Genomic DNA, 2,465 nt, shown 5'->3' on the forward strand with positions numbered 1-2,465 from the left:
GCACCCGCGAGGACCGGAACCGCGGCGTCCAGGGGCAGCACGGCGGCCGGCACCCGCACCGCCTCGGCCCCGGCGTCGCCGGGCACGATGACGGTCAGGTGCTCGGCCGACGCCGGGGCCACGGACGGCGGAACGGAACCGTCCGGGCGCCAGAAGGCGACCCGGCCCGTGCGGGCGGGGTCACCGGGGAGGAACACGGCGGAGCAGTGGATCAGTTCGGCGGACGCGGAGGCGGATGCCGGGGGAGTCGTCTGCAGGGCGATGACAGAAGTCCTCAAACTTGACTAGTGAAGCAGGAGCGGTCGAGGGTACAACAGAGCGGAGTCGGCCGGGTATGCGTGCGCTGTGAGTCGAGTCACCATGGAGGCACGCCGTGGGCCTTCCGTGGGGCTGCCTTCAGGAGGCTCGGCGGGACAGGTCCGGGAGACCTTAGGGGGCGTATCCCAGGGACGTCTCGGGGTCGCGGTCCGGAACCACCGGACGGGCGGGCCCGTTCTCACGACAGAGAGCGGCAGTGGCCGCGAAGGAGGCGACACTCATGTCGAAGAACGCCAAGATTGCCGCGGGGGGTGTGGCGGCCGGACTCATCCTGCTCATCTGGCTGCCCTGGTGGGCCGCGCTTCTGATAGTCCTGGGAGTCCCGGCCGCCGTCTACCTCACCCTCGACCCCGCCCAGCGGCGCAGGCTGCGCCGCGTCTCGCGCAAGGAGCTGGGCCGCTGAGGCGCTACCGCGTCACCGTCTCACCGGCGTCCAGCGCGCAGGAGTTGACCACGTCGCCGCTCGCGGGCCTCCCGATCGTCCGGTCCGCGGGCGGCGTGACCCCGCGCTCCACCCAGGCGGCCAGAGCGTCGAACGCCGAGCGGTAACAGGGCAGGATCGGCCGCAGCCGGTCCGGGTGGGTGTCGTACAGGCCGTCGACGTGCGTGCCGTCCTGCACCGTGTAGTAGCGGTGCAGCCGCCCCCGCCCGCTCGACTCGATCATGTCGTCGTACACATCGGAGTCGACGGCCTTGGGCAGCAGCGCGTCCAGATCACCGTGCAGGGTGATCATGGGCCGGCCGATCCGCCCGGTGAGCGCCACCCGGTTCACGGCGCGGTGCACGGACGCCGGGCGCGTGGTGTAGTCGTAGGCTGCGTCGGAGGGGCAGGGAGCGAGGATCTGTTCCGGTGTCGACCCCGCGGAGGATCCGGGGCAGCCCGGGTCGTACCCGGGGTCGAACTCCGCGCGGTAGATCTTCTGCGTGACGCCCCAGTACGCCCGGGCGTGGTACGGCCACAGGAACTCGGACCCTCGTGCGAAGCCCGCCGCGTACATGTCGTCGTCGGTCGCCCTGCCGAACGTCCTGGCCACCGCCACCGGCAGGGAGGCCAGTGGCTGACGCCCTTCACCGGCCCACAGCGTGCCCTCCCAGTCCACGCCGCCGTCGTACAGCTCCGGGTGGTTCTCCAGCTGCCAGCGCGTGAGGTAGCCGCCGTTGGACACACCCGTCATGTACGTGCGGCGCGGGGCGTGCCCATAGCGCTGTGCCACGGCGCGTCGCGCCGCCCGGGTCAGCTGCGTGGTCCGCGCGTTCCACTCGGCGACCGCGTCACCGGGCCGCCTGCCGTCACGGTAGAAGTCGACACCGCTGTTCCCCTTGTCGGTCGCCGCGTAGGCGTAGCCGCGCGCCAGCACATGGTCGGAGATCGCCCTGTCGGTCGCGTACTGCTTGCGGTTGCCCGGTGCGCCGGTGACCACCAGCCCGCCGTTCCAGCGGTCGGGCAGCCGGATCACGAACTGCGCGTCGTGCGCCCAGCCGTGGGTGTTGTTGAAGCGGGAGGAGTCCGGGAAGTATCCGTCGATCTGCATTCCGGGCACGCCGGAGGGCGACCGGGTGGCGCCGGCGGTCAGCCCTGCCTGGTCGGCCATGTCGGTGTACGTGGTGCCGGCCAGACCCGTGGTGGTCAGATCGGCCAGACAGACACCGCGCTGATGCGCAGCGCCGGGCACGTGTACCTGCTCCTGGCGGGCACAGTGACCGTCTCCGGCCGCGCCGGCCGGGGACGGAGCGGTGAGGGCGGCCGCGGTGAGGACGGCGGCGAGCAGCGGAACGCCACGGGAGGGGCGCATGACGGCCTCCGAGAAGACGGGCGGCGGAAGGGGACAAGGGGTTGATCGCGGAACTGCCCCATGGTGAGCGTCCGACCTGGCCGTCATCTATGGGCCGGCGCCATGCAGAACGGTGCTCGTACGTGGGGTCGGAGCACACGCTAACGTCCGACACCCGTGGCTCGGCCCAAGGCCGCGCCTGCTCAGAGCGGCCGTACGGCCATCTGGTCGAGCGCTTCGAGGAGGCCCGGCAGCTCCGCTCCACGACCCACCGGGAGGACCTCGCCGGGTTCGTCGTCGAGCAGCACGAACGCGATGTCGTCCGTCCTGGCCACCAGGGACCAGCCGGGCCCGTCGGCGCGCAGGGTGCGCGCA

3 protein-coding genes are annotated in these 2,465 nt (G+C 72.0%); 1 reads left to right on the top strand and 2 read right to left on the bottom strand.

Annotated elements, in window-relative coordinates; translation table 11 throughout:
• Window positions 1–278: hypothetical protein (locus B9S61_RS08585; protein WP_146064755.1), on the bottom strand; the 278-nt coding region annotated here is incomplete at its 3' end.
• A 260-nt stretch (window positions 279–538) separates the two neighbouring features.
• Here B9S61_RS08585 and B9S61_RS08590 point away from each other — a divergent pair.
• On the top strand, window positions 539–721 hold the full coding sequence (locus B9S61_RS08590) for a hypothetical protein (protein ID WP_103541714.1): 183 nt from the start codon (window positions 539–541) through the stop codon (window positions 719–721).
• A 4-nt stretch (window positions 722–725) separates the two neighbouring features.
• Here B9S61_RS08590 and B9S61_RS08595 read toward each other — a convergent pair whose 3' ends face one another.
• On the bottom strand, window positions 726–2,111 hold the full coding sequence (locus B9S61_RS08595) for a tannase/feruloyl esterase family alpha/beta hydrolase (protein ID WP_103541715.1): 1,386 nt from the start codon (window positions 2,109–2,111) through the stop codon (window positions 726–728).
• Window positions 2,112–2,465: the final 354 nt, after the last annotated feature.

This window comes from Streptomyces sp. SM1, assembly GCF_002910825.1.
Lineage (GTDB): Bacteria > Actinomycetota > Actinomycetes > Streptomycetales > Streptomycetaceae > Streptomyces > Streptomyces okerensis.